At 55.9% G+C, this 23,182-nt stretch carries 20 protein-coding genes; 10 read left to right on the top strand and 10 right to left on the bottom strand.

Going from position 1 to position 23,182, the window contains the following annotated elements; genetic code table 11:
• Window positions 1-5 precede the first annotated feature (5 nt).
• Window positions 6-956 (top strand): ABC transporter substrate-binding protein, encoded by a 951-nt coding sequence (locus tag ACYAC5_RS18050; RefSeq protein WP_101762705.1) that lies wholly within the window; start codon window positions 6-8, stop codon window positions 954-956.
• Window positions 957-1,032: 76 nt separating this feature from the next.
• Here ACYAC5_RS18050 and ACYAC5_RS18045 read toward each other — a convergent pair whose 3' ends face one another.
• From ACYAC5_RS18045 to ACYAC5_RS18020, 6 genes are all read right to left on the bottom strand, one after another.
• Window positions 1,033-2,079, bottom strand: a complete 1,047-nt coding sequence (locus ACYAC5_RS18045) for an AI-2E family transporter (protein WP_101762704.1) — start codon at window positions 2,077-2,079, stop codon at window positions 1,033-1,035.
• A 229-nt stretch (window positions 2,080-2,308) separates the two neighbouring features.
• A complete protein-coding gene (locus tag ACYAC5_RS18040; RefSeq protein ID WP_192414793.1) occupies window positions 2,309-2,788 on the bottom strand; it encodes an Hcp family type VI secretion system effector in 480 nt (159 codons plus the stop codon).
• A 213-nt stretch (window positions 2,789-3,001) separates the two neighbouring features.
• Window positions 3,002-3,676 (bottom strand): hypothetical protein, encoded by a 675-nt coding sequence (locus ACYAC5_RS18035; protein ID WP_110867645.1) that lies wholly within the window; start codon window positions 3,674-3,676, stop codon window positions 3,002-3,004.
• Window positions 3,677-3,875: 199 nt separating this feature from the next.
• Window positions 3,876-5,525, bottom strand: coding sequence for an ABC transporter permease (locus ACYAC5_RS18030; RefSeq protein WP_192414795.1), 1,650 nt, complete (start codon window positions 5,523-5,525; stop codon window positions 3,876-3,878).
• Window positions 5,526-5,528: 3 nt separating this feature from the next.
• Entirely contained in the window at window positions 5,529-6,500 is a 972-nt protein-coding gene (locus ACYAC5_RS18025) for an ABC transporter substrate-binding protein (RefSeq protein ID WP_199559723.1), read from the bottom strand.
• Window positions 6,478-7,191 (bottom strand): ABC transporter ATP-binding protein, encoded by a 714-nt coding sequence (locus ACYAC5_RS18020; protein WP_192414799.1) that lies wholly within the window; start codon window positions 7,189-7,191, stop codon window positions 6,478-6,480. Before ACYAC5_RS18020 ends, ACYAC5_RS18025 begins: the two co-directional genes overlap by 23 nt.
• A 226-nt stretch (window positions 7,192-7,417) precedes the next feature.
• Here ACYAC5_RS18020 and ACYAC5_RS18015 point away from each other — a divergent pair, with 226 nt between their 5' ends.
• Window positions 7,418-8,641 carry an MFS transporter gene (locus tag ACYAC5_RS18015; RefSeq protein WP_309832827.1) on the top strand — a complete coding sequence of 408 codons (1,224 nt, stop codon included), beginning with the start codon at window positions 7,418-7,420 and terminating at the stop codon, window positions 8,639-8,641.
• 214 nt (window positions 8,642-8,855) lie between these two features.
• Here ACYAC5_RS18015 and ACYAC5_RS18010 read toward each other — a convergent pair whose 3' ends face one another.
• Window positions 8,856-9,671 (bottom strand): TIM barrel protein, encoded by an 816-nt coding sequence (locus ACYAC5_RS18010; RefSeq protein WP_462062062.1) that lies wholly within the window; start codon window positions 9,669-9,671, stop codon window positions 8,856-8,858.
• A gap of 127 nt (window positions 9,672-9,798) precedes the next feature.
• Here ACYAC5_RS18010 and ACYAC5_RS18005 point away from each other — a divergent pair, with 127 nt between their 5' ends.
• The 3 genes from ACYAC5_RS18005 (at window position 9,799) to iolB (ending at window position 12,441) form a co-directional block, all read left to right on the top strand.
• Window positions 9,799-9,981, top strand: coding sequence for a hypothetical protein (locus tag ACYAC5_RS18005; RefSeq protein ID WP_277974186.1), 183 nt, complete (start codon window positions 9,799-9,801; stop codon window positions 9,979-9,981).
• A 114-nt stretch (window positions 9,982-10,095) separates the two neighbouring features.
• Complete coding sequence (locus tag ACYAC5_RS18000) at window positions 10,096-11,601, top strand: CoA-acylating methylmalonate-semialdehyde dehydrogenase (protein ID WP_192236963.1); 1,506 nt, start codon at window positions 10,096-10,098, stop codon at window positions 11,599-11,601.
• A gap of 24 nt (window positions 11,602-11,625) precedes the next feature.
• Entirely contained in the window at window positions 11,626-12,441 is an 816-nt protein-coding gene (gene iolB / locus ACYAC5_RS17995) for a 5-deoxy-glucuronate isomerase (protein WP_271461189.1), read from the top strand.
• 71 nt (window positions 12,442-12,512) lie between these two features.
• Here iolB and ACYAC5_RS17990 read toward each other — a convergent pair whose 3' ends face one another.
• Together ACYAC5_RS17990 and ACYAC5_RS17985 are read right to left on the bottom strand one after the other, a co-directional pair.
• Window positions 12,513-13,358 (bottom strand): MurR/RpiR family transcriptional regulator, encoded by an 846-nt coding sequence (locus ACYAC5_RS17990; RefSeq protein WP_101762694.1) that lies wholly within the window; start codon window positions 13,356-13,358, stop codon window positions 12,513-12,515.
• Window positions 13,359-13,689: 331 nt separating this feature from the next.
• Complete coding sequence (locus ACYAC5_RS17985) at window positions 13,690-15,603, bottom strand: bifunctional 5-dehydro-2-deoxygluconokinase/5-dehydro-2-deoxyphosphogluconate aldolase (protein ID WP_137386672.1); 1,914 nt, start codon at window positions 15,601-15,603, stop codon at window positions 13,690-13,692.
• A gap of 549 nt (window positions 15,604-16,152) precedes the next feature.
• Between ACYAC5_RS17985 and iolD the strand changes: the two genes are divergently transcribed.
• The 3 genes from iolD (at window position 16,153) to iolE (ending at window position 20,131) form a co-directional block, all read left to right on the top strand.
• The gene (iolD, locus tag ACYAC5_RS17980) at window positions 16,153-18,087 is read left to right on the top strand and encodes a 3D-(3,5/4)-trihydroxycyclohexane-1,2-dione acylhydrolase (decyclizing) (protein WP_192414810.1); all 1,935 of its coding nucleotides are present in this window, start codon (window positions 16,153-16,155) and stop codon (window positions 18,085-18,087) included.
• A 68-nt stretch (window positions 18,088-18,155) separates the two neighbouring features.
• A complete protein-coding gene (iolG, locus tag ACYAC5_RS17975) occupies window positions 18,156-19,169 on the top strand; it encodes a bifunctional inositol 2-dehydrogenase/D-chiro-inositol 1-dehydrogenase (RefSeq protein ID WP_217549901.1) in 1,014 nt (337 codons plus the stop codon).
• Window positions 19,170-19,234: 65 nt separating this feature from the next.
• Window positions 19,235-20,131: a myo-inosose-2 dehydratase gene (iolE, locus tag ACYAC5_RS17970; protein ID WP_137386669.1), complete on the top strand. Its 897-nt coding sequence runs from the start codon at window positions 19,235-19,237 to the stop codon at window positions 20,129-20,131.
• A 130-nt stretch (window positions 20,132-20,261) separates the two neighbouring features.
• On the opposite strand, the gene glpD is transcribed toward iolE, so the two are convergent.
• Entirely contained in the window at window positions 20,262-21,770 is a 1,509-nt protein-coding gene (gene glpD, locus ACYAC5_RS17965) for a glycerol-3-phosphate dehydrogenase (protein WP_110867634.1), read from the bottom strand.
• A 228-nt stretch (window positions 21,771-21,998) separates the two neighbouring features.
• Between glpD and glpE the strand changes: the two genes are divergently transcribed.
• The gene (gene glpE / locus ACYAC5_RS17960) at window positions 21,999-22,325 is read left to right on the top strand and encodes a thiosulfate sulfurtransferase GlpE (protein WP_008107933.1); all 327 of its coding nucleotides are present in this window, start codon (window positions 21,999-22,001) and stop codon (window positions 22,323-22,325) included.
• 32 nt (window positions 22,326-22,357) lie between these two features.
• Window positions 22,358-23,182 carry a rhomboid family intramembrane serine protease GlpG gene (gene glpG, locus ACYAC5_RS17955; protein ID WP_222186062.1) on the top strand — a complete coding sequence of 275 codons (825 nt, stop codon included), beginning with the start codon at window positions 22,358-22,360 and terminating at the stop codon, window positions 23,180-23,182.

Genomic DNA, 23,182 nt, shown 5'->3' with positions numbered 1-23,182 from the left:
CCCCGATGAAATGGCTAAAACCGGTAGTTTCTGCGCTGCTGCTGTGCGCGGCGTTTGGCAGTCAGGCGGCGCCTGATTTGAGTAAAGTCACGCTGGTGCTGGGCGATCAGGCACGCAATCTGCGTTCGCTGATCGAAGCGGCAGATGTCATGAAAGACGCGCCTTATCACTATCGCTGGGCGAATTTCCAGGGCGCGGCGCCGCTGTTTGAAGCGCAGCGTGCGGGTGCGGTCGATACCTCGTACGCTGGCGATTTGCCGGTGCTGATGGCGGCGTCGGGCGGCGTACCGCTGAAGATCATCGCCACCAACGTCGGTGACGCCGGTTCGAACGGGCTGATCGTCCCTGCCGATTCGCCGATCCACAGCGTGAAAGATTTGGCTGGCAAGCAGGTTGTTGTCTCGTCGGCGCGCGGCAGTATCTCGCAGCACTTGCTGTATGAGGCGTTGGAAGAGGCGAAAGTGCCACGTGATACGGTGCCGGTGCGTTTTGTGTTGCCAACCGACGCCAGCGCGGCGTTTAACTCCGGGCAGATTACCGCATGGGCGACCTTCGATCCCTATTTAGGTATTGCGGAAAAGCATGGCGCGCGTCTGCTGCGTGACGGCAAAGGGCTGACAACCGCGCTGTCGTTTGTCACCGCCACGCAAAGCTCGCTCGACGATCCCGCGAAGCGCGCGGCGATTGCGGATTTCACCCATCGTCTGGCCAAAGCGCGCGAGTGGGCGCTGGCGCATCCGCAGCAGTATAACGAGGTATATGCGCAGTTAACGCGCCTGCAACCGGCGGACGCGCAGCAGATTACTGCGCGTATTTCCCATGGCGTACGTGGCGTGACGCCGGATGATGTGGCAAAGGTGCAGAAGGTGTCGGACTTGTTTAGCGAGTTGAATATCCTGCCAAACAAAGTTGATGTACAGGCGATTACCGACAACAGCGTGTTTCAAACCCAATAACGTAAAATCACGGCGCTACGGCATGCACTGAATCTGTAGCGGCGCAATTTATTGCGCGACCTTGAGTAAAAGAGCCTTAACGCGCCCGTTTACCCGGCCGTCCATTACCCAACATAATCGCCAATCGGCTTCCGCCCGGCGTGGTTTCCATCAAAATCTTGGTCACGCTGGTGAGCGGCACCGACAGCAACATGCCGACCGGACCCAGCAGCCAGCCCCAGAAAATCAACGACAGAAACACCACCAGCGTCGAGAGTCCCAGCCCGCGCCCCATCAATCTTGGCTCCAGCATGTTGCCGAACACCATATGAATCGCGCTGAACAGCGCCGCCACCAGCATGGCGTCATAAATATCATTTAACACCAGCGCCTGAATAAATGGCGGAATACCGGCGATGATCGGGCCAATGTTGGGGATGAAATTAAGGATGAACGCCACCACGCCCCAGAACAGCGCGAACTTCACGCCGAGCAGCAGCAGCGACAGCCAAACGGCCACGCCGGTAATCAAACTCACCAGGGTTTTCAGTGCCAGATAGTGCGTCACACCTTTCAGCGCGCGGTGCAGACCGGCGATGCGGATTTGTGGATTGACCATCGCATTGCGCATCTTGTACGGCAGATGACGCACTTCAAACAGCATAAACACCACGGTGAGGATCAGCAGCAGGACGTTGGTCATCGCGCCGGACAGCTGTTTTAGCACCGATGTGGCCATGTCCATCACCACGTTGGGATCGAGGCGCGCAGCCAGCGCTTCGGTAGAGATGTTGATATGAAAACGCGCGGCAAAATGTTGCACCACCGCCAGTTTCTGCTCCAGCATGGCGCGGATTTGCGGATAGGTATCGCTGAAGTCACTGGCCGAGCTGGCGAGTACAGCAATGAGTAACAGCACGACGATAAAAATCACGGTGATCACCAGCGTAATCGCCAGGCCACGTTTGACGCCGCGTCGCATTAGCATCGTAACCAGCGGATTGAGCACAATAGCTAAAAAGCTGGCGAGTAAGAAGGGCACCAGAATGTCTGAGGCGGCGCGAATGCCCGCCAGAATAATCACCAGCATCGCCAGTTTTACCAGGATGTTCTGGCCAATTTTTTCCTGAAGCAGGTTATTCATTCTCTCTCCTGAGACAAAATTTCTCAGGAGAGTGTAGTTGATGAAAATTAACCATCTGTTTTTTAAGATAAAGAGAAATTTTTACAACACGCAACATCCGTAGCTACCTGCATTAACGTCAAGCGGTAGCTGTGAAATTTTCACACCTCGGCTTACCGTGCCGACATCAATACTTATTTAAACATCGGCACAGACAAACAGCGAGCAAGGTAAGGTGTTAACTATTTAATTAAGCGATCATTCGTTCATTCCAACCATCTTTAAACTGAATATTTCCATCGACGTATTTCCACATAATAGTTTCATAACGAATATCGACATTTTCCATATGTGTGCTTGCTATGCCTGCTGGTACGAGTGATGGAGTAATGCTGGTTATTTTTACGTTTTCAAGAACAATGTTAAAGTATTCTGTTTCAATTCCTGCCTCATTAATTCTATACATTTTTATCGTGGCTGATTTAAGTATTCTGCCCTGACACAGCGCGCGAAATAATAATGGCGTTGTCTGGTCAAATTCTTTCTGGAAAACTATTGGGGCATGGATTCTTGCTGCTGTTAACTTTCCGGTATGTCTGTCGGCTGGAACCGATATGTTATGCGTTAGAGTGCGCATTTCAATTGAGCCGAGTCGTGTAGGCATCAGGCATCCACCCGCGATAGGGGATCCGTTTTCATCTGTTAGCCATAAATGAGCTGGAGTTGACATAGTTAAGTTCCTTTTAATTTTAACGAGGGCGGTTAAACCAGACAACAAACGCAAAGGTAATGATTATCAAAACCCCTATGGCCTGAAGTGCGTAGGGGCGAAAGTACGTTACTGCAAAAACACCGAAAGTAATAATTAAAACAAGCGGAACGTAGCCCCAAAAGAAATATGATGCCTGCGCCTTTAACCATTGTTTTAGAAAATTACGCATGCCTACTTCACCATGTTAATTATTGCGTTGGTAATGTCACTCTCAAATGCTTGAGCTTTCATAAAAGTCGGCTCGACGAGGAAATACATCATTTCGAGTCTTTGCATGTGCAGGGCTTGATAATACATCGGCGCTTGCAGCCTAAGCCTTTCAGCACTATCAGCAGCTTGTTGTACGATGCCGTATAGCCCTAGCCCGGTAACAGTTAGCGCGGCGGTCTTTCCTGTCCAGGCGACGATGGATGAGTTAAAGCCTATGCCAAGGCAAACAGCTGTTGTTATTCCAATGATAAAAGTCTGATTGTTTAGTGTGTTAGAGGAGATGATCACGCCTGCTTTTAATAAACCGGAATTGATTGCTGAAAGTTGTTCGCGTGTTTTGAATCTGAAAATTTCTTCAAAATAGATGTGAACCAGCCTATAGATAATGTCACGTCTTTTGACCACTTCAGCAATGCCATCCAGGAAGCGCAAGTCTTCTTCTTTTAGCTTTGCACATACATCTTGATAGTTATCGGTGAAGCAAGATGTGTAATACACCAAGCGTGTTGCTCCGTCGCCAATTTTACTGGCTTGCTGAAGTACCTGGTCTTTTACACCTATAAGAGCTTTTTCAAGCTGTGACGCCATCAACTCATCGGCTTTGATGCCCTTGAGTATCAAATCACTGTGATACATGCCGTTTCCTTACGGTTAGAAATCATCCCTAGTCGAAACTACAATTTACCCATTTAAAGTGTAAGGTCAATGCCGCACGGACATGGGTTTTAAAAAATGTGGATAAGATGACAGTTAAACCCACAATCACAGCTTAAATAATTTTAATCATCAAGGTCCTATTTATGCGTGATGAATCACGCCGCTACGGTATGTATGACTATTTTTCATGACGCCGCATCAGCACCGTGGCCGCCAACATCAAACTCAAACTGGCGCAAAGCGTCAGCGTGGCCATCGCCATACCTTGTCCCACCGAGCCCTGTTCGAACTGACGCCAGATAAAGATCGCCACGGTTTGCGTGCCTGCCGGAGCCAGCAGCAGCGATGTCACCAGCTCGCGCGACGCTACGGCAAACACCATCATCATCGCCGCCAGCAAGCTGGGCGCGACTAGCGGCAGCACAATCAGACGCAGCGCCTGCACACGTGATGCGCCGTGCACGCGCGCCGCCGGTTGCAGCGTGGGTGCCAGCTGGCGCAGCGCGCTACTGACATAACGCACCGGCCACGGCAGCAGCAAACAGCTGTACGACAGCAGCAGAATAAACATCGTGTTGTAGGGCGAAACCGGCCAGAAACCGCGGTTCCACAGCAGAATCAACCCCACGCCCACCACCACGCCGGGCATCGCCGCAGGCAGCAGCGCCAGGCCATCCATCATTGCCAGCAAACGGGTTTTCCCTTCCGATACGCGCCAGGCGATCAGAAAACCCAGCGCGCCGGTCAGCAGCGCCGCGCCGAGCGCCAGGCCAATGCTGGTGGAGAAGGCCGCCAGCGCATCGCCTTGCTGGCTGAACAGCGCGCCGAAGTGGCGTAGCGTCAGATTACTCAGATGTAATCCGCCGGAGAGCGTATTCAGCAAGCCGCTCAGGGTCATCGCGCCGAGCGGCAGCACCACCGCCAGCAGCACGGTGACAGCAAACGGCAGCAGCATTAAGATTTGTAAGCGTCCCGCATGCGCCAGTTCCTGACTCACCGGTTTGCCACCAACCGCCGTCACATCGCTGCTGCCGGTCAGTTTGCGCTGTAGCAGCCACGCCGTGAGCGCCATCAGGCTCAGCATCAGTGACAGCGACGCCGCGCCAGGCAGATCAATCGGCCAGTCGGCGAGTTTGGTTTCAATACCGACGGTCATCAGCGTCAACTTCGCCTGCGCACCGAGCGCCGCAGGCACGCCGTACTCCTCAATCGCCAGCGTAAACGCCAACAGCACGCCGCCCGCCAATGCCGGTAAGGTGAGCGGCAAGGTGATGTGCCAGAAGCCGCGCCACGCCGATGCGCCATGCACGCGCGCCACCCAGGCGAGACGTTGCCCGCTGGCCAGCAGCGAACGCGACACCGCGAAATAGACCACAGGGAAGATGTTCAGCGTCATCACGCCAATCATGCCGCTGCTGCTAAACAGCAGGCTGTCGAAGTTGATGCCGGTGAGTTGTTCGATATACCCGTTGCGTTGCAGCGCCAGCGTCCATGACAGCGCCACAATATAGGGCGGCGTCAGAAAGGGGATCAGAAACAGCAGATCCCACAGCGCCGCGCCCGGCAAGCGGAACAGGCCGCGCAGTGCGCCGAGCGGCAAGCCCAGCAGCAAACTGCACAGCGCCACGCCGCCGCCGATTTTCAGCGTGCCCAGCCACATCGCTGCCAGTTGCGGATCGTCCAGCAGCGCCGGAAAAGCACTAAAAGCGCCGCGCCAACTGCCTTCACCTAAGTAGGGAAACAACGCTTGCAGCACGATAAACAGCAGCGGCAGCGCCACCAGCAGCAATAACGCCAGCAGAATCACGCCATTCAGGGCACGCGACATCGCTTACTGTCCGAACAGGGCGCCAAAGCGCTTTAGCACCGCCGAACGTTCGCTGCTGCCATCCTGATTAGTCGGCAATAACTTGATCTCGGTAAACAGCGGACGTTGCGCTTTGATATCGGTACGCGCCGGCATCAGCCAGGCTTTCGCCACTTGCTCCTGACCTTCATCTGACAGCACGTAATCAACGAACTTTTTCGCATCGTCTGGGTGCTGGCTGCTTTTCAGGATCATCATCGGACGCGGCGCGACCACGGTACCGTTTTCCGGGAAGATCACCTTCACGCTCTCGCCCTGCGCGATGTTGTTATAGGTGACGTAATCGACCGCGCCAAACACCGCCGCTTTCGCGCCTTGCAGCACCGGCGTCACCGCCTGCGCGTTGGGGCCGCTCATCACCATGCCGTTGGCTTTCAGCTGGTCAAACAGCTGCCAGGCTTTTTCGCCTTCGCTGTTTTGCAGGCCAATCAGCAGATCGAGTGACGCGCCAGACAGCGCCGGATCCGGCGTGGTGACGTTATCTTTGAAGGCGGGCGCGGTGAGATCCTGCCAGGTTTTCGGCTCTGGCGTGTTGCTTTGCGTATTCCACACGATGCCGAGCGCGGAAATGCCTTGCGCGACATAGTTGGCGGTTTTGAACTGATCCGGCACCTTCGCCGCGTTGGCGCTGTTGAACGGCAGCAGCCAGCCGCGCTGTTGCAGATCTTCGGCGGTATCCCACGAAGCCGAGATCAGCACGTCGGCTTGCGGATTGGCCTGTTCCGCTTCCAGACGCGCCATCACTTTGCCGGTGGTGGCCTGGAAAATATTCACTTTGATGCCGGTCTGTTTTTCAAATCCGGCGGCAAGACTTTTCGACAGCGAACCCGGACCGGCGGTGTATACAGTCAGCGCCTGGGCGTCGTTGATCATGATGGCGGAAGTCAACATCATCGCGCTGATGGCTCCTGTTTTAACTGACTTGAGAGATGGCATTGCAGTCCCCTGAGAGGTGAGTAACGGAAACAATCTGGCCCTGCGCCAGGTGAATGATGCGGTCGGCCAGCGTGTTGGCTTCGTCGCGATCGTGCGTAACGTAAACAGCGGTGATGCGCGCCGCGCGCAGCAAATCCGCCATGGTGTGAACCAGAGTTTCACGCAGGTCGCGGTCGAGGTTGGAGAGCGGTTCGTCGAACAGCAGAATGGCCGGTTTCGCCACCAGCGCGCGCGCCAGCGCCACGCGCTGCTGTTGGCCGCCTGAAAGCAGCGCCGGTTTGCGATCGCCAAAATCCGCAAGGCCCACCTGCGCCAGTGCGGCATCGGCCTGTTGCCGCGCGGCGGCTTTTTTCATGCCGCGCATGCGCAGCGGAAAGGCGACGTTTTGCGCCACCGACATGTGCGGCCACAGCGCGTAATCCTGAAACACCATGCCGAGGTTACGTTTTTCCGGCGCATCGCAGTGGTGCGGCGATGCCACGCAGCGTTGGCCGATCCACAGTTCGCCGGCGGTGGGCTGCAGCAAACCCGCCAGCAGTTTCAGCAGCGTGCTTTTGCCACAGCCGCTCGGGCCGAGCAGCGCCAGAATTTCGCCTGCGGGAATGGTCAGGGAGAGATCGTGCAGAATAGTCAGGTTATCCACCGACCATCTGAGATTTTTCAGTTCAATAGGCAGCGCGGCATGCGTCATCGGCCACCTCCCGCGAAGGCGTGAGCGTTACGCACGCGCGCCTGAGAAATCAGGGGCGTCATCAGATTGTTATCCTCTTTGGGATTTGATTGGGGGCGAGTCTACGAGCGCGATATGACGAAATGATGACCATAAAACTGGGCATTTCACTGATGCGGATAAAACCAAATGGCGTATAGTTATCCTCTTGTTATAAAAATTCCGTCACCCACGAGCGCAATCACTCATGCCTGACTCGCCTGCCGCCGCACCTGAACACGGCCGTTTTCGCCTCAATTTACTGATCCTTTCCATCGTGAAGTTCAACTTTGCCAGCTATCTCACCATCGGCTTGCCGCTGGCGGTGCTGCCCGGTTTTGTCCATGACGGACTGGGCTACAACGCCTTCTGGGCCGGATTGGTGATCAGCCTGCAATACATCGCCACGCTGCTCAGTCGCCCACACGCGGGACGCTATGCCGATATGTGGGGGCCGAAAAAAGTGGTGGTGCTGGGGCTGGTGGGATGCTTGCTGAGCGGCATCTGTATTTTGCTGTCGGCGCTCAGCGATGGGCAGGGCGTGCTGAGTCTGGTGCTGCTGTGTCTGGGGCGCGTGATTCTCGGCATCGGACAAAGTTTTTCCGGCACCGGCACGTCGCTGTGGGGCGTGGCGCGCGTCGGTTCGCTGCATATTGGCCGGGTAATTTCGTGGAATGGCATTGTCACCTATGGCGCGATGGCGATCGGTGCGCCGCTCGGCGTGGTGATTTTCCGCAGCGGCGGCTTGCTGCTGCTCTCCAGCATCATCATTGCCATTTGTTTACTGGCAATTGCGCTGGCGCTGCCGCGTGCACCGGTGAAAGGCAGCAAAGCCAAGCCGCTGCCGTTCCGTGACGTGCTGAGCAAGGTGTATGGTTTCGGCCTGATTCTGGCGATGGGTTCCGCCGGATTTGGCGTGATCGCCACCTTTATCACGCTGTTTTATCAGGATAAAGGTTGGGATGGCGCCGCCTTCGCGTTGACCATGTTCAGCGCCGCGTTCGTCGGCACGCGTCTGCTGTTTCCGAATGCCATCAACAAGCTCGGTGGTTTGCGCGTGGCGAGTATCTGCTTTGCGGTAGAAGCGATGGGCCTGTTTCTGGTGGCCGGTTCATTCGACCCGTGGATGGCGAAGATGGGCGCGTTCCTCACCGGCGCGGGTTTCTCGCTGGTATTCCCGGCGATTGGCGTGGTGGCGGTGAAAGTGGTGCCGCAGCAGAATCAGGGCAGCGCGCTCGCCACCTATACCGCGTTTATGGATTTATCGCTGGGCATCACCGGCCCGATCGCCGGTTTCATTATGAGTTATGCCGGGGTTTCGCTGGTCTATTTCCTCACCGCACTGCTGGTGTGTTTAGCGCTGTTCTGCACGCTGCGCATGATTAAGCAGATGCCGGAAGAGCCGATGGGGGAGGTTAAAGAGAACGCATAATTTTGCTATTGAACTCAGGCATACCCTAAATAGTTTACGTCAGAGCAAGGCGGCAAGCGTGAGAATCCCCAGGAGCTTACGCCCGTAAGTGACTGGGGTGAGCACGGGCAGCCAACGCAGCTATGGCTTAAAATATGACGGGTATGAAAAAAAGGCCTCCGACCGAGGCCAACACTAACAAAATGTGTCATTAGACACAGATAAGGGTTCGTTTTCAGGCTTGCAGCAACTCGATGCTGTAGCGAATTTGGCGTTCAATCTCAGCGGTATTCCACGTCTCCAGCGATGAGGCAAACGGCTCAAATGCGTAAATGCCTTTATAGCCCAACATCTCCAGACGTTTCACCTGCGCCACACTGTTCAGCACATCGCGGTCGCTGAGCATGATGCGTTGTTCATCGGTCAGCTGCGCCGGCGGGCGGGTATCTTCCACGCCCGACAAATGCACCAGGCCAATATGGTTGATATCAATCTCCTGTGGGAACTCGTTTTCGGCGTTCTCATACAGATGATGATGGAAGGTATCGAGCAGCACCTTAAACGGGACTTTTGCTTGCTGAATCAGCTGCTGCGTCTGCACCGCTGAGCGCAGCGAACTGATCGGGAAGCCCAGCGGTTCCACCAGCCCCTGAATGCCATACTTTTCAAAGCGCGGCGCCAATACTTGCAGCGCTTCCAGCGTCTGCTGGGGCGAAATCTCAATCCCTTCATTGAGCGGACACATCACCAGCGCTTTTGCGCCGATGGCCTGAGCTTCCTGTAACAGTGCGTCGGCTTTAGCCAGCAGCGACTCATCGGCACGGTTAAACGGATAGAGCGCGTTAATCGTCACGATTTCGATGTGGTACTTATCCGCTAGCGCGCGCAACTGCGCCGCGCTGAGATCATCGGTTACCTTGCCGCTCTGCATGTCGTTACGCAGTTCAACCTTGCTCAATCCCAGGCGTTGCACCAGCTGAAAGAAGGCTTCCAGCGTTAGCCTGGGCGCAATTTTACGGTTAATACAGAAACGGGTCGGATCGATGGCCATGTGCGGCTCCTGTAAACGGATACGGATTAGGTGCTGCAAAGAGAACATTTATTTCATTATTATTGAATTATGAAATATCAGATATTGGATCTGCCTCGCAAAAATTTCATATTTCGTTTCGCGTTGCATGGGTAAGCTGGATTTCAGACATAAATTCGGTGCGGGCAACGGCTTAGCGGCAGAGCGGTTTGGCGAGCCTTTAGCGCCAGCAGTGCAGCGCTACGAGCTGATTTACACCCGGCTGTCAGCGCAGGCGGAAAAAATGCGATCCATGCCGCTAAAAGGAAATTTTCTAAAAAGAAGTATTTGAAAAATTCATTTCATTACGATAGCTTCATAGCACGCTTTAAGTATTGCCTGCACACGCAGCGTCGCGGTTCGAACGGGCTATCTGCAGGGAACTTCACATCTAAGAGGCAACGACATGACTATCGTAGGAAACTTTATCGGCGGCAAAATTACCCACAGCGCCAGCAATGAAACCATTCCCGTGTACGATCCGGCGACCGGCAAAGTCGTGCGTGAACTGACGCAGAGCACCGCTGCTGAAGTGGAAAAGGCGATTGAAGTCGCGCATGCCGCCTTCCCGGAATGGTCGAAAACCGCGCCGTTGCGTCGTGCCCGTGTGATGTTCAACTTTAAAGCGCTGATGGAAAAACATCGCGAAGAGCTGGCGGCACTGATCGTGTCTGAGCACGGTAAAGTGTGGTCCGATGCGCTGGGTGAACTGACGCGCGGTATCGAAGTGATCGAGTATGCCTGCGGTATTCCACATCTGATTAAAGGTGAAAACTCACCGAGCGTGGGCACCGGCGTTGACAGCTATTCGCTGATGCAGCCGGTCGGCGTTGTCGCCGGTATCACACCGTTTAACTTCCCGGCGATGGTGCCACTGTGGATGTTCCCCATCGCGCTGGCGTGCGGCAACACCTTTATCCTCAAGCCACCGGCGCTGGATCCTTCCGCATCTGTGCGCATGGCCGAACTGCTGAAAGAAGCGGGCCTGCCGGATGGCGTATTCAACGTGGTGCATTCGTCTAACGAAGATGCCGAGCAGCTGTACAAAGATCCGCGCATCGCCGCAGTCAGCTTCGTGGGTTCTTCCGGCGTAGCGGAGCACATCTATAAAACTGCCAGCGCCCACGGTAAACGCGTGCAGGCGTTTGGCGCGGCGAAAAACCACGCCATCGTGATGCCCGATGCCGATCTCGATGCCACCGTGAACGCCATTATGGGCGGCGCGTTTGGTTCAGCGGGTGAACGCTGCATGGCGCTGCCGGTTGTGGTTGCCGTGGGTGACGACACCGCAGACAAACTGATTGCGCGTCTGACGCCGCTGATCAAAGCGCTGCGCGTCGGTCCTGGCATCCAGAAAGGTACCGAAGAGAATGAAATGGGGCCGGTGGTTTCTGCTGCGCACCAGAAGAAAGTGCTGGGCTACATCGACAAAGGTGAGCAGGAAGGCGCGAAGCTGGTGGTTGATGGCCGCGGCATCCAGGTTGCTGGCCATGCAGAAGGTTACTACGTTGGCGGCACGCTGTTCGACAATGTGACGTCGGATATGACCATCTGGCGCGAAGAGATCTTCGGGCCGGTGCTGAGCATCATGCGTTCCAGCGATTACGACAGCGCACTGCAGCTGGTTAACAGCCACGAATTCGGTAACGGTAGCGCCATCTTCACCAGCAACGGCCACACCGCGCGTGAGTTCGTGCAGAACGTCGAAGCTGGCATGGTTGGCGTTAACGTGCCGGTTCCGGTTCCGATGGCGTTCCACAGCTTCGGCGGCTGGAAGCGTTCGGTATTTGGTGCGCTGAACGTGCACGGTCCAGACGGCGTGCGTTTCTACACCCGCATGAAAACCGCCACCGTGCGTTGGCCGAGCGGCCAGCAGACCGTATCTGAGTTCAGCATGCCGACGCTGGGCTAATTTCGCTCAACAAGGAGGAACAGGATGTCTCTGATTTCGAAAGCGCAAAAACCCGACAGTAACGGCCGCATCCAGCACGTCACGCCGGAAAGCGCGGGCTGGGAATATGTCGGCTTTGATGCCTATCTGCTGAAAAAAGGGCAGAGCCTGAAGCTGAGCAGCGGCGACAAAGAGTTGTGTCTGGTGCTGGTGGCGGGCTTTGCGTCGGTGAAAACCCGTCACGCCGAGTTTCCGAATCTGGGTAAACGTCTGTCGCCGTTTGAACGCACTCCGCCTTACTCAGTTTACGTACCGCATAACGACGAAGTGGAAGTGTATGCGGATAGCGATCTGGAGCTGGCGGTGTGTAATGCACCGAGCAGCGGCAACCTGCCGGCGCGACTGATTGCGCCGGAAGATGTTGGTGTTGAGCAGCGCGGTAAAGGGCGTAATCAGCGTCTGGTGCACAACATTCTGCCGGACAATAAAGAGGCCGACAGCCTGCTGGTGGTGGAAGTTTACACCGATGAAGGCGCGACCAGTTCGTACCCCAGCCACAAGCACGACCAGAAAAACAGCCCGGACGAAACCTATCTGGAAGAGACCTACTATCACCGTTTCGATCCTGAGCCAGGTTTCGCCATGCAGCGCGTTTATACCGACGACCGTTCACTCGACGAGTGCATGGCGCCGTATAACCGCGATGTGGTGACGGTGCCGCGTGGCTATCATCCGGTGGCAACCATTGCCGGGTACGATAACTACTATCTCAACGTGATGGCGGGTCCAAAACGTCTGTGGAAATTTACCTGGGAGAAAGATCACGCCTGGGTGAACAGCGACCAGTATCCGCGTTCGTAGATTGCACATCAATGTAAGAAGGGCAGCCACCTGGCTGCCCTTTTTGTTAGCTGGTCGACTCTGCGAAGAGATTATTCGCTGGGCACGTTGTTGTTCAGCGCCAGCGACACGGCAAGCGTCTGTGCCAGACACAGCGAAGCGACCTGCGAACGGAAGCCATCCACTTGCGCTTCACGCACCACAAAGCACACATCGCTGAAGGCGGCCAGCGGGCTGACCTGACTGTCGGTGATGGCGATCAGATGCGCGCCACGTTTGGCACCCAGCTCAACCAACTCCACCGCTTCACGCGCGTATGGCGAATAGCTGATGGCGATCACCACGTCTTTCGGGTTCACCATGCTCAGCTGCTCGGTGAACATGCCACCGAGGCCGTCGATCAGGAACGCACGACGCTCCAGATGGCGCAGCGCATACACCAGATACGATGCCACGCTGAATGAGCGACGCAGGCCGATGATGTAGATGTTCTCGGCTTCATCGAGCATTTTCACCGCGCGGTTGAGCTGGTCTGGATTGACCTGCATCGCCAGCTGTTGCAGCGCCTGGCTGTTGACCATGGTGAAGACGTTGAGGATTTCGGCCGGGCTTTCGGGTGAAGTGGCGCTGTCGTCGGTGGCGGTCTGGCGGAACAGACGTGCGCGCTCGGTATAGTTAACGGTCTCTTCCATCAGGTGCTGACGGAAAACCTGTTTCATTTCGTTGAAGCCGCTGAAGCCAAAGGCGTTGGCAAAGCGGATCAGCGTGGAGGGCGGCACATCGGCATGTTGTGCGATTGAAGCAACGGTATCGAAAGCGATGCTGTTACTGTTATCAAGGATATAACGAGCCACCTGCTTCAGGCGTTTGCTCAGCGTCTCATAGCGACGACGGATCTCGTCCTGTAACAAGGTTAATTGCGTTGGATTATTGGTCATTACTTCGGCCCGCTAGAAAAGAAAATATGGCTGGATAATGAGCGCTATAGTACCAGATGGATGGAAAATTTCATTTGTTTGACATCATCGTGACGCTTATTTCATCGGTTTATGAAATGCCTCACAGAATATGCAGGTTTTCCCCTCACCCTAACCCTCTCCCGCAAGCGGGCGAGGGAACCGTCTTGTGCGGTACACCGGATCGCGTTCATTACTCAACAATTGCTGGAGCGGTCCCTTCTCCCGCTGGCGGGAGAAGGCCAGGATGAGGGCCAGCGAGCACAATCAAAAAAGCGGCCAATTGGCCGCTTTTTCCCAGCTAACTTCGCACTTAACCGCGTACAGCGCGCCAGTAGCCGATCAACCGCAGGTAGTTCCCTTTCACGGTCTCAACCAGCGCTGTATCATCCAGCTCGCCTTGCAGCCACTGGCGTGACGGCTGGCCGAAGATGGTGCGACCTACCGCGAAACCTTTCACCCACGGCGCTTGCGCTGCGGCGGCGAAACCGGCTTTCAGCGTCTCTTCCGGGGCATCGAGGCCCAGCAGCAGAATGCCGCGGCAGTGCGGGTCGTTCTGCTCGATCAACCCGCTGATCGCCTGCCAGCTTTCGGCAGACAGCGGCGGCAGTTTCCACCAGTCTGGCTGAATGCCAAGGCTGTAGAAGTGGCTCAGCATGTCGTAATAGTAAGATTCGTTACGGTCCGGATTGCTCTCCGGCAGAATCAGCTCCAGCAGCAGTTCGTGCCCGCTCTTGTTACAGCCATTCCACACATCGAGCACCAGCTCATCCTGCTCTTTACGCAGTTCCGCGCTGTCGTGCGGATGGTAGAACACCAGACATTTCACCACGTGCTCGGCTGGCCAGTCGACCAGCTGTGAGCCGATGTTGCCGTGCTCAAGACGCAGCGGACGTGAACTTGGCAGCTCAATTGGACGCCCAATCCACCAGTTTTTACCGGTAATCGCGTTCAGCGCTTTCTGGCCGTAAGTGGTGTCCGCGAGGATGCCGCTCTTTTCATTCAGGCCGGCTTCATTGGCCGCTTCTTCTGCGGCACGCAGCAGCAGCAGTTTCAATTCTGGGATGCGCGCTTCGCTGACGCCCGCTTCGCGCGCCATATCAGCCAGCTGTTTGCGATGGTCGAAGGCGAACACATTCAGCTCTGGCCACTGCTGTTTACGCGTGGTGACGCGATGCAGGTGATTGAGACGTACATCAAGATCCGGACGTTTCACCTCTTTATCGCGGCTTAGGAAATCATCCAGCTCTTCTTTGGTCGGCATCGCCGGTGCACAGCCGTGGCGCGAAACCACCAGCGCGCCACAGGCGTTCGCGTAACGGCACGCTTGCTCCCAGCTTTCATCATTCAGCCAGCCGCGCAGCAGGCCAGACATAAAGGCATCGCCGGCACCCAGCACGTTCAGCACTTCAACGCGCACGCCGCTCTGCAGTTTGGTCTGTTCCCAACTATCCGGGATCTCGCCCTCAAACACCACGCAACCCAGCGGACCGCGTTTGCACACTAATGTGGCCTGGCTCGATTTACGCACATTTTTCAGCGCGGTCAGCGTATCGGTGCTGCCACCAGCGATATGGAACTCTTCTTCCGTTCCGACCACCAAATCGAAATAGTGCAGCACTTCCTGTAGCTGTTGCGTCACTTCGCCCGATTCAATGAAACGCGTTTCGCCGTCGCCGAGTGAGGTCAATCCCCACAGTACCGGACGATAATCGATATCCAGCGCGGTGCGCAGGCCGTTGCGTTTGGCGATATCCAGCGCTTTCAGTACGGCGGCGCGGGTTTGCGGATGCGAAAGGTGCGTGCCGGTGACGGCGACCGCGCGTGAAGAGGTGATGAAATCTTCGTTAATATCTTCCGGCACCAGCCCCATATCGGCGCAGTTGTCGCGGTAGAAGATCAGCGGGAAGCTCTCTTCATCTTTGATCCCAAGGATCACCAGCCCGGTCAGGCGCTGCTTATCGGTAATCAGGCCATCGGTATTGCAGCCCGCACGTTGCAGCTCTTCACGCAAAAAGCGGCCGTTATGCTCGTCACCTACGCGCGCCAGCATCGCCGATTTCAGGCCCTGGATCGCCGTACCGTAGGCCACGTTGCCGGAAGACCCGCCGAGATATTTGTTGAAGCTGGTCATATCTTCCAGGCGTGATCCAATTTGCTGACCGTAGAGGTCGACGGCGATGCGTCCGATACAAATCACATCAAGCCGCTTCTGTTGTGTACTCATACCTATTGTTTCCTTCTGTGATAAGCAGACACTGCGGGCGCTGCCGCCCAACGTCGAGCGCTTTGCTTCCGGGTTCTCAAGGTGCCTGATTGGCTTTGGTCGCAGTATGAGGAATAAAAATTCCAAATTCAATATGAAATGAAACATCCATCACGATTTTGTGAGCCAGGTAAAACTCTGACCAGGCCGCAAAGCGGCGTTTGAATCGTCGGGAGTTTCAGTGATAGTCAGGCTTGTGAGCCAGGTCTCAGGAAAGTGCTGGCGAATCAAGGAAGCTACTGAAGTGAAATGAAATTTCGTTATGACCTGCAAATGACCTGTTACTGTTCCACTTTTCCCCCTTTCGCGGCTTGCGCAGCCCACGTTTCATTGCTGAATTTGATCTCCATCGCAAAATGAAATGTTTCTTCTGTAATCGTGTTTAATGAAAAAAATATTTGTTTATAATCGCCTCACGTTTCACTTAATCCGCGGGCGCCGTGAACGGCAGTTTTTACCCGAACCGCGATGTACCTCGCCGCAGGTACCAGCATGTAAAGGAAGAAGCATATGGGCACAATCAGACTCACCACGGCACAGGCGCTGGTAAAATTTCTTGATAACCAATACCTGAACGTTGACGGCGTTGAAACCAAATTTGTGAAAGGCATTTTTGCCATTTTCGGTCACGGCAACGTGCTGGGATTGGGACAGGCGCTGGAGCAGGACAGCGGCGATCTGGTGGTGCATCAGGGCCGTAACGAGCAGGGCATGGCGCACGCTGCTATTGGCTTTGCCAAGCAGTCGCTGCGTCGTCAGATTATCGCCTGTACCTCATCGGTCGGTCCCGGCGCGGCCAACATGATTACCGCTGCTGCCACCGCGACCGCCAACCGCATTCCTTTACTGCTGCTGCCGGGCGATGTGTTCGCTACGCGCCAACCGGATCCGGTATTGCAGCAGATCGAACAGAGCCACGATCTCAGCATCAGCACCAACGACGCGTTCCGCGCCGTGAGCAAATACTGGGATCGCGTCAGCCGCCCGGAACAGCTGATGACTGCCTGCATCAACGCCTTGCGCGTGTTGACCGATCCGGCAGAAACCGGCGCGGTGACGATTGCGCTGCCGCAGGACGTGCAGGGCGAAGCCTGGGACTTCCCGGAATACTTTTTCCAGAAACGTGTGCATCGTCTGGATCGCCGCTTGCCAACTGCCGCGCAATTAGAAGATGCGCTGGCGCTGATTGCGCGTAAACACAAGCCGCTGATCATTGTCGGCGGTGGCCTGAAATATTCCGATGCCGGGGATGCGCTGCTGAAATTTGCCGAGCGCTTCAACATTCCGTTTGCCGAAACTCAGGCCGGTAAAGGCACCATCGTTTCCGATCACCCGCTCAATGTCGGCGGCGTGGGCGAAACCGGCTGCCTGGCGGCCAACCTGCTGGCGAAAGAGGCCGATCTGGTGATTGGTATCGGTACGCGTTACACCGACTTCACCACCGCGTCGAAATGGATTTTCCAGAATCCGGACGTGAGCTATCTGAACCTCAACGTCAGCAACTTCGACAGCTACAAGCTGGATGCGGTGCAGCTGCTGGCGGATGCGCGTGAAGGTTTAACCGCGCTGGAAAGCGGGCTGCAAGGTTTCGAAAACCATTGGGGCGGCCAGATTGAGCTGTCGCAAAGCAAGCTGTTGAAAGAGACGCAGCGCGTCTATGCCGCCACCTATAACACCGACGATTTCATTCCGGAAATCGCCGACCACGCCGATCGCGAAGCGCTGTTTGCCGAGTTTGAGCGCCTGACGAAATCGGTGCTGACGCAGAGCAGCGTGCTGGGCGCCTTAAACGAGCAACTCCCAAAGGATGCGGTGATTGTCGCGGCAGCGGGCAGTCTGCCGGGCGACCTGCAGCGCGTGTGGCGCACCAAAGATTACAACTCGTACCACGTTGAGTACGGCTACTCCTGTATGGGTTATGAAGTGAATGCCGCGCTGGGCGTAAAGCTGGCGCAGCCGCAGCGTGAAGTCTACGTCATGGTTGGCGACGGTTCGTTCATGATGCTGCACTCCGAGTTGGTCACGTCGATTCAGGAAGGGGCGAAAATCAACGTGGTGCTGCTGGATAACATGACCAACGGTTGTATCAACAACCTGCAGATGGAACACGGCATGGACAGCTTCACCACCGAGTTCCGCTTCCGTAATCCGGAAGGCGGCAAGCTGGATGGCGGCTTTGTGCCAGTGGACTTCGCGGCGATTGCCGGCGGATACGGCTGCAAAACCTACCGCATCACCACGCTGGAACAGCTGGAAGCCGCGTTGATCGACGCGCAGAAGCAGACCGTTTCCGTGCTGTTCGACATCAAAGTGCTGCCAAAAACCATGGTGCACAAATACTTCAGCTGGTGGCACGTCGGCGTGGCGCAAACCTCTACGTCAACGCGCACGCAAGAAGTGGCCGACAACCTTAACGTGCATATCGAACAAGCACGTAAGTATTAAAACCTCTTTTAGGCCGGAGCTCTCCGGCCTTGTTTTACCCTAACTTATCCGACTCTACAGGTGTAATTATGACGCTCAAACTCGGTGTAATTGGTACCGGTGCAATTGGTCAGGAACACATTCGTCGCTGCAATAACGTCTTGCAGGGTGCCAAAGTGGTGGCGGTTTCTGATATCAACGTGGAAGGGGCGCGCGCGGCGCTGCAACGTCTGAATATCGAAGCCGAGGTGTATCAGGATGGTCATCAGGTGATCAACTCGCCAGACGTTGACGCCGTGCTGGTGACATCCTGGGATCCGACCCACGAAGAGTTTACGCTGGCGGCAATCGCGGCCGGCAAACCGGTGTTCTGTGAAAAGCCGCTGGCGCTGAGCGCTGAAGGTTGCCGTCGCATTGTGGATGCCGAGATCAAACACGGTAAACGTCTGGTGCAAGTGGGCTTTATGCGCCCTTACGATGCCGGCTATCGCGCGCTAAAAAAAGTGATCACTGACGGTGAAATCGGCGAACCGCTGATGCTGCACTGCGCGCACCGCAACCAGAGCGTCGGCGAGAATTACACCACCGACATGGCGATCACCAACACCCTGATTCACGAGCTGGACGTGCTGCGCTGGCTAACCGAAGACGACTACAAAACCGTGCAGGTAGTGTTCCCACGCACCACCTCGAAGTCTCATGCCAATCTAAAAGATCCGCAGATCGTGCTGTTCGAAACGCAGAAAGGTATCCGCATTGATGTGGAGATCTTCGTTAACTGCGCGTACGGCTACGACATTCAGTGTGAAGTAGTGGGCGAAGAGGGCATCGCTAAGCTACCGGAGCCTTCGGCGATCCAAACGCGCAAAAACGCGCGTCTCGGCGTGCCGCTGCTAACCGATTGGAAAGACCGTTTCATTGATGCTTATGACGTTGAGCTGCAAGCGTTTATTAATGACGTGAAAGACGGCCAACTGACCGGACCTTCTGCCTGGGATGGTTTTGCTGCTTCCGTGGCCGCCGATGCCTGCCACAAAGCGCAGAACAGCGGTGCGATTGAGCCGGTAACCATGCCGCCGCGTCCGGATTTCTACGCCAAATAACTGAGCTGTGCGCTAAATACTCCTCGGCGGCTCGGCGGCCGCCTCTGTGAATCAGGGACAACACCATGAACAAAGACAACGTTAAACTGGCGATCGCGCCAATCGGCTGGACTAACGACGACATGCCAGAGCTGGGCAGCGAAAACACCTTCCAGCAAACCGTGAGTGAAATGGCGCTCGCGGGCTTTACCGGCAGCGAAGTGGGCAGCAAATACCCGCGCGATCCGGCGATTCTCAAGCCGATGCTAGATATCCGTGGCATTCAGATCTGCAACGCCTGGTTCAGCACCTTCTTCGCCAACGGCGACAAAGCGAAAACCATTGACGAATTCACCAATCACATGAACTTCCTGCATGCGATGGGCGCGCGCGTGATTGGTTGCTCCGAGCAGAGCAAAAGTATTCAGGGCACCACGCTGGCGGTGCTGGAGCAGAAGCCGATTTTCAGCGATGAAGAGTGGCGCTTAACCGCGGAAGGCTACAACGAGCTGGCGGAGATCGCCGCGAAGAAAGGCATGCGCGTCACGCTGCACCATCACATGGGCACCGGGATTCAGACGCCAGCCGAGATCGACCGCTTTATGGAATCGACCAATGAGAATGTTGGCCTGCTGTACGATACCGGCCACATCTACTATTCCGAAGGTTCACAGCAGGCGATGCTGGATGTGCTGACCAAATATCTGCCGCGTATTTTCCACGTGCATCTGAAAGACGTGCGCGACAGCGTGGTAGCCGAAGTGCGTGAGAAATCGCTGTCGTTCCTGGATGGCGTGAAGAAGGGGACTTTCACCGTGCCGGGCGATGGCGTGATCGATTTCAAACCGGTGTTCAAAATCCTCGATGATTACGGCTATAAAGGCTGGATGGTGGTGGAAGCGGAGCAGGATCCGGCGCTGGCCAATCCGTTCGAATATGCGGTAAAAGCGCGTAAATACATCCGCGAGAATGCGGGGTTATAAGGGCAAATTCGCGCAATGCATTGCGCCGCTACGGGATGTACACGCATTCGTAGCGGCGCGATTTTTCGTGCTGTTTTCCATAAAAAAGGCCGTTATCCCATCAGGATAACGGCCTTTTAATTGGCTGAGATTATGACGCTAACGACAACGCCGGTTTCTGTGCGTTGACCGCCAGCCACTCGGCAATGCGCGCCTGCTCGGCTTCGTTCAGCCACATACCTTGTTTGGTACGACGCCAAATCGCATCATCCAGTTCGCGTACCCATTCGTTTTTCACCAGGTAACGCAGCTCGGCTTCGTAGAACTCGTGACCGAAGTTTTCACCCAGATCGTCGATGCTCTTCGCGCCTGCCAGCAGCTCTTCGGTGCGGCTGCCGTAAGTCCGCGCAAAGTGACGCGCCATCCCTTCGCTGATAAACGGATAGCGACGACGCAGGCTGGCGGTGTAATCCTCGCGTGAACCGGAGAAATCCCCGCCCGGCAATACCGCGTTTTTCGTCCACGCCGGGCCGATATTCGGGTAGTATTTGGTTAGTTTCTCCAGCGCATGTTCCGCCAGCTTACGATAGGTGGTCAGCTTGCCGCCGAACACGGACAGCAGCGGCGCCTGGCCGTTGTCGTCATGCACATCCAGCGTGTAATCACGGGTGATGGCCTGCGGCGAATCCGATTCGTCATCGCACAGCGGACGTACGCCCGAGTAAGTCCAGACGATGTCATCTTTGCTCAGCTGCTGTTTGAAGTGTCCATTGAACACGTTCAACAGGTAGCTGATTTCGTTGTCATCGATCTTCACGTCTTTCGGATCGCCTTTGTACTCCACGTCGGTGGTGCCGATGATGGAGAACTCATCCATCCACGGAATCACAAACACGATACGGTTATCTTCGTTTTGCAGGATATACGCCTGCTTTTCGCGATGGACGCGCGGTACCACGATGTGGCTGCCTTTGATCAGACGAATGCCGTACGGCGATTTCAGCTTCAGACCATCGTCGAAGAACTCTTTTACCCACGGACCGGCCGCATTGACCAGACCTTTGGCGCGCCAGGTGTAGGTTTTACCGCTGTCGATATCTTCGGCTTCCACCATCCACAAACCGGCTTCACGCCAGGCGCGGGTCACGCGCGTGCGGGTGCGTACTTCGCCGCCCTGTTTTTCCACTTCCTGCGCATTGAGTACCACCATGCGCGCATCATCAACCCAGCAGTCAGAATATTCGAATCCGCGCGTGATCTCCGGCTTGAGGGCCGAATCCGCGCCAAAACGCAGGCTCTTACTGCCCGGCAGCGTGGTGCGTTTGCCGAGGCGATCGTACATAAACAGGCCCATACGGATCATCCACGCCGGACGCAGATGCGGACGGTGCGGCAGACGGAAGCGCATCGGGAAAGCGATGTGCGGGGCCATTTTCAGCAGCACTTCACGCTCTGCTAACGCTTCGCCCACCAGGCGGAATTCATAGTGTTCAAGGTAGCGCAGGCCGCCGTGAATCAATTTCGAGCTGTTGGAGGAGGTTGCACAGGCCAAATCCCGCGCCTCCAGCATCAGCACCGACAGTCCGCGTCCTGCAGCGTCCACTGCAATGCCGGCTCCGTTAATGCCGCCGCCGATCACGATCAGGTCTTTGGTTTCCACGTCATCTCCTCCGATGTTCGGAATAGTTCTAAAATGTTCGTTTTCGAGCGTAATAATAATCGGAAACCAACATCTACGCCAGCGGTTAACTGAATAAAAACATTTTTGCGTGATATAGCTAACATTCCGACAGGAAAAAAATCACATAACCACAGGACTTGTCAGGTTATCGCGGCGCGTTCTCAGGTTAAACTAGGCGCTAATTGTGATGAAGTAATGAGAGACACCATGGAAACCTTCGAGTGTATTAACGTCCTGCAGGCGCAAGAGCATCTGGCACAAGGTGCGCAGCTGGTGGATATCCGTGATCCGCAGAGCTTTATGATGGGCCACGCGGCGGGCGCGCAGCACCTGACCAACGACAATCTGGCGGATTTCATCGCCAACGCCAATCAGGCTTTGCCGGTGCTAGTGATGTGCTATCACGGCAACAGCAGCAAAGGCGCGGCGCAGTTCCTGCTGGGCCAGGGATTCAGCGCGGCGTACAGCATTGACGGCGGATTTGATGCCTGGCGCGCGGCATTCCCGGCGCAGGTTGCCCTCGGCGACGCCTGAGCCCATCGCATAAGGAAGGAGATCACCGCATGATGCGCATCACCCAGTTCAATAATCCGCGCATGGCGCAGGCGTTTGTCGACTACATGGCGACCCGCGGCGTGACGCTACGCATTGAGCGCGAAAGCCACTTTGTCATTATGTTGGATGACGAAAGCAAGCTGGAGAGGGTCGAAAACGAACTCGCGCAGTTCGTGCGCGATCCCAACCATCCGCGCTATCAGGCGGCCAGCTGGCATAGCGGCAACACCGAAAGTGGCTTGCGCTACGAGCGCACTAATATCTGGGCGAGCATTCGCGAACGCGCAGGTCCGCTCACCATGACCATCATGATCGCCTGCGTCGCGGTATTTATCCTGATGCAGATCGTCGGTGATGATGTGGCGCTGGATTGGCTGGCGTGGCCGGCGGATTCTTCGCAATATTTCCAGGTGTGGCGCTGGTTTAGCCATGCGCTGCTGCACTTCTCGCTACTGCATATCCTGTTCAACCTGATGTGGTGGTGGTATCTCGGCGGTGCGGTCGAGAAGCGTCTCGGCAGCGGCAAGCTGTTTGTGATTATGCTGATCTCGGCGCTGCTAACCGGCTGGATGCAGGCCAAGTTCAGCGGCGTGCTGTTTGGTGGCTTGTCGGGCGTGGTTTACGCGTTGATGGGTTACTGCTGGCTGCGCGGCGAGCGCGATCCCGAAAGTGGTATTTATCTCGAGCGCGGCCTGATTGGCTTTGCGGTCGTATGGTTGGTGATTGGCTGGTACGGCGCATTTGGCCTGTCGATCGCCAACGCCGCGCACGTCACCGGCTTACTGGTGGGTTTAGCGATGGCATTTGTTGATACGCGTAAGATTACGCGTCGTTAG

The organism is Pantoea sp. y20 (genome assembly GCF_054903455.1).
Note: the sequence above shows the minus strand (reverse complement) of the source record. Positions and strands in the feature narration are given on the sequence as shown.

Bases quoted from the DNA above. Each gene is read 5' to 3' on its own strand.
- ACYAC5_RS18050 (WP_101762705.1), top strand. From the start codon at position 6: ATGAAATGGCTAAAACCGGTAGTTTCTGCGCTGCTGCTGTGCGCGGCG.
- ACYAC5_RS18045 (WP_101762704.1), bottom strand. From the start codon at position 2,079: ATGAATAACCTGCTTCAGGAAAAAATTGGCCAGAACATCCTGGTAAAA.
- ACYAC5_RS18040 (WP_192414793.1), bottom strand. From the start codon at position 2,788: ATGTCAACTCCAGCTCATTTATGGCTAACAGATGAAAACGGATCCCCT.
- ACYAC5_RS18035 (WP_110867645.1), bottom strand. From the start codon at position 3,676: ATGTATCACAGTGATTTGATACTCAAGGGCATCAAAGCCGATGAGTTG.
- ACYAC5_RS18030 (WP_192414795.1), bottom strand. From the start codon at position 5,525: ATGTCGCGTGCCCTGAATGGCGTGATTCTGCTGGCGTTATTGCTGCTG.
- ACYAC5_RS18025 (WP_199559723.1), bottom strand. From the start codon at position 6,500: ATGCCATCTCTCAAGTCAGTTAAAACAGGAGCCATCAGCGCGATGATG.
- ACYAC5_RS18020 (WP_192414799.1), bottom strand. From the start codon at position 7,191: ATGACGCATGCCGCGCTGCCTATTGAACTGAAAAATCTCAGATGGTCG.
- ACYAC5_RS18015 (WP_309832827.1), top strand. From the start codon at position 7,418: ATGCCTGACTCGCCTGCCGCCGCACCTGAACACGGCCGTTTTCGCCTC.
- ACYAC5_RS18010 (WP_462062062.1), bottom strand. From the start codon at position 9,671: ATGGCCATCGATCCGACCCGTTTCTGTATTAACCGTAAAATTGCGCCC.
- ACYAC5_RS18005 (WP_277974186.1), top strand. From the start codon at position 9,799: ATGGGTAAGCTGGATTTCAGACATAAATTCGGTGCGGGCAACGGCTTA.
- ACYAC5_RS18000 (WP_192236963.1), top strand. From the start codon at position 10,096: ATGACTATCGTAGGAAACTTTATCGGCGGCAAAATTACCCACAGCGCC.
- iolB (WP_271461189.1), top strand. From the start codon at position 11,626: ATGTCTCTGATTTCGAAAGCGCAAAAACCCGACAGTAACGGCCGCATC.
- ACYAC5_RS17990 (WP_101762694.1), bottom strand. From the start codon at position 13,358: ATGACCAATAATCCAACGCAATTAACCTTGTTACAGGACGAGATCCGT.
- ACYAC5_RS17985 (WP_137386672.1), bottom strand. From the start codon at position 15,603: ATGAGTACACAACAGAAGCGGCTTGATGTGATTTGTATCGGACGCATC.
- iolD (WP_192414810.1), top strand. From the start codon at position 16,153: ATGGGCACAATCAGACTCACCACGGCACAGGCGCTGGTAAAATTTCTT.
- iolG (WP_217549901.1), top strand. From the start codon at position 18,156: ATGACGCTCAAACTCGGTGTAATTGGTACCGGTGCAATTGGTCAGGAA.
- iolE (WP_137386669.1), top strand. From the start codon at position 19,235: ATGAACAAAGACAACGTTAAACTGGCGATCGCGCCAATCGGCTGGACT.
- glpE (WP_008107933.1), top strand. From the start codon at position 21,999: ATGGAAACCTTCGAGTGTATTAACGTCCTGCAGGCGCAAGAGCATCTG.
- glpG (WP_222186062.1), top strand. From the start codon at position 22,358: ATGCGCATCACCCAGTTCAATAATCCGCGCATGGCGCAGGCGTTTGTC.